Raw genomic sequence first — 8,101 nt, 5'->3', positions numbered from 1 at the left:
CCTTTTCATCGTCAAGCACCTATACCCAAAACCCCCAGGTCAACAGGCCCGGGGGTTTTGCTTTGGGCGCAAAAAGGGCGTGGGCAGCTGCTTATTCGCTGCCACTAGCCTCTCCGCCTGGCTTAGTAAAAGCGACTATAAGGCAGCTAACGTAGCTGCCTTATGATGGATTCCTTATTCCTTGTAGGATTCCATGCGAAGCTCTATGGTTTTTCGGCTATAAATGTCGCACGTAGCGGGGCGGGGAGACCTTCTACTGTAAGGTTTGCATCTGTAGGGTCTAAAAAGGCGGGCAGCGATTGAAACTTCATCCACTCAGTAGAACGCTGTTCTTGAACAGATGTTTTACTAATATCTGCTAATCGAATGTTCTTGAATCCCGCACGGCGCAGCCATAGTTCGAGCGCAGCAGGAGAAGGTAGAAACCAAACATTCCTCATTTGTGCGTAGCGATCTTCCGGTACTAATACGGTGTGCTCATTCCCCTCTACCACTAATGTTTCAAGTACTAACTCCCCAGACGGGCGCAGGCAGTCCTTAAGTGCTAAAAGGTGATCAATGGGGGAGCGCCTGTGATAAAGCACGCCCATTGAAAATACTGTGTCGAACCCGTTAAGAGAGGGGGGGAGCTCTTCTAGTGTTAGAGGAAGACTCCAGACTGGTAGGTCAGGCAGATATTTCTTCATGGACATAAACTGGCATAGAAAAAGCCAATTAGGGTCAATTCCGATCACTGTATGAGCGCCAGCTCCTAACATACGCCATGCGTAATATCCGTTACCGCAGCCTACGTCTAAGACAACTTTGTTTTTTAAGTCTACATGTTTTGATACGCGCTCCCACTTCCAATCTGAGCGCCACTCTGTATCGATGTGAACACCAAATATCTCAAAGGGACCTTTACGCCAAGGCGATAGCTGTAATAGGGCTGATTTTAAGGTCTGTTGGATCTGAGGATCTATAGATGCATCTAGACAAAAAACGTCTTTCAAATAGATATTATTAGCCGTTATATCAGGTAAAGCTTGAAGAGCTGTCTGCCATCGAGCGAGATCGCCATGGCCTTTTTCAAGCTTAGCCCCAATAGTCTCTGGAAGATTTATCAACCAGCTCCCTAAGGGGCCTTCACCCAGTCGCTTTATAAGTGCATCAATATTTAATGTGTTGATCATGGAAGAGCTACGAATGATGCAAAGTTAAAGCATTGGAACCAAGGCGTGACTGAAGTAAAACCGGCTTCTTGCAGGCGCTGACGATGCACCTCAATAGAGTCAATCATCATGACATTTTCTAAAGCACTACGCTTTTGAGCAATTTCCATTTCGCTATAGCCATTGGCTCGTTTAAAGGCTATATGCAGATCATTTAAAAGCGTCTGATCTGCCTGAGATTCAAACCTGATTTTTTCGGACAGTAAAAGAGCGCCCTTTGGGTGAAGAGCACTATGAATCTTACGTAAAAGACTTAAGCGCTTTTCAGGATCGATAAACTGCAATGTAAAGTTTAAAGCAACTACTGACGCGGGCAGCAGATCCAGCGAGAGGATGTCAGCTTCAATAACTTCAATAGGCTGTAACTCCTCATACATTGAGCTTTGTGCAGACATGTATTCATCGCAGCGCTGAATCATTGCAGTGGAGTTATCGACAGCAATGATTTTTGTTGAGTCACACTGAACATGGCGTCTTAATGACTGTGAGACCGCGCCTAGGGAGCAGCCTAAATCATACAGAACAGTATTTGGCTGAGCGAACTGTGCTGCAATGACACCTATGTTTTCAACGATAGTGGGATAACCTGGCACTGAACGCTTGATCATGTCAGGAAAAACGCGAGCCACATTTTCGTTAAAGATAAAGTCGGCGACCTTGGCTTGTGGCTGGGCGAATAAATGGTCCTGTTCACTCATTAATAAGTACCACTAAAAATTGAATAGTTTAACCGAGCAGGTGGGTGACTATTTCACCTCTATGCGGCAGGTAAAGGTCTTTTCAGGAGTATTGTTTACCTCCCATGGCTGCTGATACTGCAGTTTGAGTTCAGCAGCCCCCAGCTGAGCCGCTTGAAAGCGCCAGGAAGATTGCCCCGCTGAGCCTATACCGTCCTCGCTTTCATCGGCGGATGAAAAAACTTCTGGCCCAAGGCTTTTTAAAACTGAAGGCGCGGTGTTATCGAGCTTCCATCTGTACCCTGTTGTCGGATCACTAGGAAGTGAAAGATGTAGCTCTTGACCCTGTTTTATTAAAAGAGGTTTACAACGCGTGCTCTCATTAACTGCAATGCTGTGCTTAGGAGTGCTTGTGCAACCGGCGACGAGCAGCGCTGCCAACACAGAGCAAAGCGTAGCTGATCTTAACATTCGTATCTCCAAAGTCTTTGCCAAGACGTAAGGATAGCGAAGTTAAGGCGGGCAAGGGCAGGCTCATATAGAAACTGCCCTAACCGATGGTTTAGAAGAGGAGTTTGGTTACATCTGAAAACCGCTTGGCAAAATGAACAGTCAATCCTTCTTTTAAATACTCAGGAAGCTCCTCGAAGTCTCCTCTGTTGGCTTCTGGGAGTATCAGTTCAAAGATTTTTTGCCGGCGTGCCGCAATGACCTTTTCCCTGACGCCTCCAATTGGCAGAACTTGGCCAGTCAACGTTAGCTCCCCTGTCATGGCTATGTTCTTCTTGGGGGCTTGGTTCCTTGCCAAGGACAACAGAGCACTGGCCATGGTAATGCCGGCACTTGGTCCATCTTTGGGTGTAGCCCCCTCTGGAACATGCAAGTGGACAAATGCTTGATCGAAGAAGCTAGGGTCACCTTTGAACTCTTTCAGATGAGACGTTATATAGCTGTATGCTATCTCAGCTGATTCCTTCATGACCTCACCTAACTGACCGGTAAGTTTAAACCCGCGGTTTAAGGTATGGATTCGTGTAGCTTCTACGGGAAGGGTAGCGCCTCCCATGCTTGTCCAGGCTAGACCTGTGATGATACCTATGCCATTTAAGACCTGCTCTTTACGGAAGACGGGTTTTCCTAAATAACTCTCGATGTCACTCGAGCCTATCTTGAGGCGAAGTTCAGGATTATCAATAAGCTTCATGATGGCCTTGCGTACCAGTTTGCCCAGCTGTTTTTCGAGCTGCCGTACACCTGCTTCTCGAGCGTAACCCTCAACAATGGTTTTCAAGGCGCTATCACTGATGGCTAAGCGCTCCTTGGGAACTCCAGCCTTTTCTAGCTGCTTGGGCCATAGGTGGCGTTTGGCAATAGCCTGTTTCTCTTCAGAGATGTAGCCGGACAACCGAATGACTTCCATACGGTCCAAAAGCGGGCCAGGAATAGAGTCCATAGTATTGGCGGTACATATGAATAACACATTGGATAGGTCGAGCCGCAGATCCAGATAATGATCTAGAAAGTCGACATTTTGCTCAGGATCTAGTGTTTCCAGTAGAGCAGACGCGGGGTCCCCCTGATAGCTGGCACCCATCTTATCGATTTCGTCCAGCATGATGACAGGATTCATGACTTTGACATCACGTAATGCCTGTACAAGCTTTCCAGGCATGGCTCCGATATAGGTACGGCGATGGCCTTTGATTTCCGCTTCGTCTCGCATGCCGCCTACGCTGAAGCGATAAAAAGGTCGGCTAAGTGATTCTGCAATTGACTTGCCGATGCTGGTTTTGCCTACACCTGGAGGGCCTACAAGCAATACGATAGAGCCAGACACTTCTCCTTTATAGGCACCCACTGCCAGAAACTCGAGAATACGACTTTTAATATCGTCAAGACCGGCATGATGACGATCCAAAACCTTACGCGCACGTTTAAGGTCGAGATTATCCTGACCCTGGATGCCCCACGGTAGATCGGTGGCCCAGTCTAGATAGTTGCGCGTTACACCATATTCAGGTGAGCCTGTCTCGAGAATAGAAAGTTTATTAAACTCATCGTCGATGCGTTTACGTACTGGCTCCGGCAAGACCTTGCCTTCCAGGCGCTGTTTAAAGCTTTCCAGATCGCTACTACGGTCATCTTTCGTTATGCCCAGTTCTTGCTGAATAAGCTTGAGTTGCTCGCGGAGAAAGAACTCGCGTTGCCGCTCACTGATCTTACGATTGACCTCAGCAGACAGCTCTTTCTGCAGGCGTCCAACCTCAACCTCCTTGCGTAGCAATGGCAGGACCTTTTCCATGCGCTTCAGGATTGGGACCGTATCCAGGACCTGCTGCAGTTCCTGACCCGGTGCAGTGGTTAAGGCCGCCGCAAAATCAGTCAAAGGCGAAGGATCATTAGGGCTGAATCGGTTGAGGTAATTCTTCAGTTCTTCACTGTATAGCGGGTTAAGCGGAAGCAGCTCTTTGATCGCATTGATAAGTGCCATGCCATACGCTTTGACTTCATCGCTTGGGTCGGTTGGTGTCTTTGCATGTTCGACTTCAACAAGATAAGGGTGCTTACGTCTTAGCCAACCACTTATTTTAACGCGTGAAAGACCTTGTGCTACGAACTGTAATTTACCGTTTTCCCGGCTTGCATGATGGACGCGAACCAGTGTGCCGTGCTCCGGTAGATTATCTGGATCAAAGCTGTTTCCATCTTCTGGCGGATTATCCATATAGAACAATGCCAAACAGTGATGATCTGTTTTGGCCACCAGCTCCAGTGTCTCGGCCCAGGGCTCTTCATTGACAATGACAGGCAGGACCTGGGCTGGAAAGAAGGGCCGGTTATGGATGGGAATGATGTAAAGCTTGTCTGGAAGATTTTGCCCAGGCAGTGCAAGGCCGGTTTTTGAACCGTCGCCACTGATGATTTCGGGAGTGTGTTCCTGATCGCTCATTGACTTACCTTAGAATGAATATTTGCGATCAACATGGGGAGGACTATGGCGCTTTTCAATGCAGCCAATGGCTGCTTTGGACTTGACTACAGATAAATAGGCGGGTGTGCGTCATTTAAGTAAGGTAAACCTGAGTGAAATTGGCCTGGCCTCTGGGTTGTTCATTTATTTATTGTCTCTTTGTCAGCAGTGCAGCATTCGCATATGGGCATTATTAGCTGTGCTGTCCTCGGTGGTGAGCGCTGACTTTGAAGTAGGAGGGGGCAGCGCAAAGGTCTGTCGTGTATGAGCCTGATCATTCCAGATGCTAGCGTCCATCCCTGTATCGGTTTAGAGGCTAATGTAGATGCTGATTGTCGATCTAGACTTAGACTTAGACTTATGGCTGAAAGGTGTGGCGTAAACACAGACACTATTCAGCCATGCTTAAGCGCAGTCCTTTCCCTTTGCCAAAGGTTCAGTTTCGCCTTCTGTTACAGTATTCCCGTTGGTCCAATGACACTCTAGATGCATGGTATTCGGGTGGATTTAACAATCATGATCGGATAGCGAAATAATCGTTGCCACTGATGATGCGTAGTTTGCTATTCGTGATAAGAAAGACCTTATGACGCTCAATTTACCGGCCGGTAAATATCATGTTTATTGTGTCCTTCCGTTGCCAGTATCAATCAAGTGATTGAGAGCAGTGGTTTCCTTATCCCAGCCAATGCTCGTTACGCTATTAACGTAACTGCCAGTGAGAAATCCTCGAGCTCTTTTCATAGCGGTATTGGAACAAGCTTTCCGAAGTCAGGAGACCTGGGCTTTTCCATGCAGGAAGGCCACAAAGTGCAGCAGCTGACTTGGCATAATTTCATCAGGCTGGTGGAGGGACTTATGGCTGCAATGGAAGCCTCAGTAGGTTCAGTTGCAAGGCAACGGCTGTTTTTGCACGCCTATCCCTTATACGTAGAAATGTCACTTATTAAGATTCTGCTTTTTAAGGCGCAACCCGGAAGGTTGCACCTTCTCTCCTTATAGCGTGACTGAAATGGGGTTAAGGCCTTGTTTCAAGAATATTTTTGATTGCCAATGGCTATCCCAACTTGTTGGCCAATTCCGTAGAATGTTCATCTGGCTACGGTTGCGCTTCGTCTGCTGATACTTTTATTGCCCGGTAGCCCAAGGTAATACCTAGCTGATCCATAACAGACCAGGAGACTGGTAGTTCCAGAAGACAGAATGGAACTCTGTCTGGTGCATACCTAATAGGTTGCCCAACGGTGACGGCATGTGCGTCGCCCTCTGCCAACGTGGGGACGATGGGTAGTTGACCCCACAACAACAAATAATGAGGGAATAATGAGCGTCAATACTCCTACTCTGATCACTTTCCTGATCTATATCGCTGCCATGGTCTTGATTGGCTTTCTGGCGTGGCGATCTACAAAAAATTTCGACGATTACATTCTGGGAGGGAGAAGCCTCGGTAGCGTAGTAACAGCACTATCCGCCGGTGCTTCAGATATGAGTGGCTGGCTGCTGATGGGATTGCCAGGCGCTATTTTCGTAGCGGGCTTCTCGGAAAGTTGGATCGCAATTGGCCTGATTGTAGGTGCTTGGTTGAACTGGCTGTTAGTTGCAGGCCGGCTACGTGTTCATACCGAGCATAATAATAATGCCCTGACGCTTCCGGATTACTTTACGCATCGCTTTGAGGACCATAGCCGCATCCTGCGTATTTTCTCGGCGGTCATCATTCTTGTCTTTTTCACCATCTATTGTGCTTCAGGCGTTGTTGCTGGGGCCCGCTTGTTTGAAAGTACCTTTGGCCTGTCTTACGAAACAGCACTATGGGCAGGGGCTCTGGCTACTATCCTCTATACCTTTGTAGGTGGTTTCCTTGCGGTCAGTTGGACGGATACCGTACAAGCCACGCTCATGATCTTTGCGTTGATTCTAGCGCCAATCATGATTCTCAATGCCACGGGTGGTCTTGAGCCAGCCTTTGCCGCAATCGAAAGTGTGAACCCTACTCATTTTGACCTCTTCAAGGGCGCTACCTTCGTCGGTGTGATTTCGTTACTGGCTTGGGGGTTAGGTTATTTTGGTCAGCCCCACATCCTGGCGCGCTTCATGGCCGCGGATTCGGTTAAGTCGATGCGCTCAGCACGTCGGATTGGTATGGCCTGGATGATCCTTTGTCTGGCCGGGGCAGTAGGAGTGGGCTTCTTTGGAATTGCTTACTTTGCCACGCACCCTGAGCATGCTGGCGCAGTCACAGAAAACCCTGAGCGAGTCTTCATTGAGTTAGCGAAATTGTTGTTTAATCCGTGGGTTGCTGGTGTACTGCTATCAGCCATCCTGGCTGCGGTCATGAGCACATTAAGCTGCCAGCTTCTGGTTTGCTCCAGTGCGCTGACTGAGGACTTCTACAAGGCTTTCCTACGTAAGAACGCCTCCCAGAAGGAGTTGGTTTGGGTAGGACGAGTTATGGTCCTTCTAATTGCGGTCATCGCGATCGGGATTGCTTCCAACCCTGAAAACCGAGTGTTAGGTCTGGTTTCCTATGCCTGGGCAGGCTTTGGTGCAGCCTTTGGTCCAGTTGTTCTCTTCTCCTTGCTCTGGAAGAGTATGACGCGGAACGGCGCGTTGGCTGGCATGATCATCGGTGCAGTAACCGTAGTTGTCTGGAAACAGTTAGGCTGGCTTGGCCTGTATGAAATTGTTCCTGGTTTTATCTTGGCGAGCTTGGCTATTGTTATTTTCAGCCGCTTGGGTGACGCGCCAAGTCAGTCCATGAAGCAGCGCTTTGATGTTGCAGAGCAGGAATACCGCAACAGTTAAGTGAAATGCAGTAAAGCGTTAAGAATGACGGTAGATATAAAGTCGTTCAAGAAAACGCGGTATACCAGTTAGTGTCAGTCCTAAAGGCCCCTTTTAAAAGGGGCCTTTGGATGAGCTAATTGATCCACGCAGTAGATCTTGCGTCATCGCATTTTTGTTAGTGACGACATCAGCTTTCTGGTGGCTGCTGCAAGTAATAGAGACCTCGTGGAGAACAAGACTCTAAGCGCTGCCATGTTTGTCCATAAAAAAGCCGGAGTAACTGCTCCGGCTTTTTTATGATTGTTCAAAGAGTAACGCTTGGTATGCCATTTGCTGAGTAAATGGTGTAGGTCACTATTTGGAGCAGTATTGGAAGACATGATCATGCCTCGCCTTTTTCGACGCAAGTGCTGGACTGCAGGCTTACTACTTGTCGCAAGCCTTAGCGTAGC

Annotated in this window: 5 protein-coding genes; 1 reads left to right on the top strand and 4 read right to left on the bottom strand. The window is 48.1% G+C overall.

Features of this window, described 5'->3' with window-relative positions; all coding sequences use genetic code 11:
• Positions 1-203 precede the first annotated feature (203 nt).
• From cmoB to lon, 4 genes are all read right to left on the bottom strand, one after another.
• Positions 204-1,172, bottom strand: a complete 969-nt coding sequence (gene cmoB / locus IEX86_RS19865) for a tRNA 5-methoxyuridine(34)/uridine 5-oxyacetic acid(34) synthase CmoB (protein WP_188867880.1) — start codon at positions 1,170-1,172, stop codon at positions 204-206.
• Positions 1,169-1,909: a carboxy-S-adenosyl-L-methionine synthase CmoA gene (gene cmoA / locus IEX86_RS19860; protein ID WP_188867879.1), complete on the bottom strand. Its 741-nt coding sequence runs from the start codon at positions 1,907-1,909 to the stop codon at positions 1,169-1,171. Before cmoA ends, cmoB begins: the two co-directional genes overlap by 4 nt.
• Before the next feature lie 48 nt (positions 1,910-1,957).
• A complete protein-coding gene (locus IEX86_RS19855) occupies positions 1,958-2,359 on the bottom strand; it encodes a protease inhibitor I42 family protein (RefSeq protein WP_188867878.1) in 402 nt (133 codons plus the stop codon).
• Between the two features lie 91 nt (positions 2,360-2,450).
• Complete coding sequence (lon, locus tag IEX86_RS19850; protein WP_188867877.1) at positions 2,451-4,838, bottom strand: endopeptidase La; 2,388 nt, start codon at positions 4,836-4,838, stop codon at positions 2,451-2,453.
• 1,344 nt (positions 4,839-6,182) lie between these two features.
• Between lon and putP the strand changes: the two genes are divergently transcribed.
• Entirely contained in the window at positions 6,183-7,667 is a 1,485-nt protein-coding gene (gene putP, locus IEX86_RS19845) for a sodium/proline symporter PutP (RefSeq protein ID WP_188867876.1), read from the top strand.
• Positions 7,668-8,101: the final 434 nt, after the last annotated feature.

Source organism: Pseudomonas asuensis (assembly GCF_014646755.1).
Taxonomy (GTDB): Bacteria; Pseudomonadota; Gammaproteobacteria; order Pseudomonadales; family Pseudomonadaceae; genus Chryseomonas; species Chryseomonas asuensis.
Note: the sequence above shows the minus strand (reverse complement) of the source record. Positions and strands in the feature narration are given on the sequence as shown.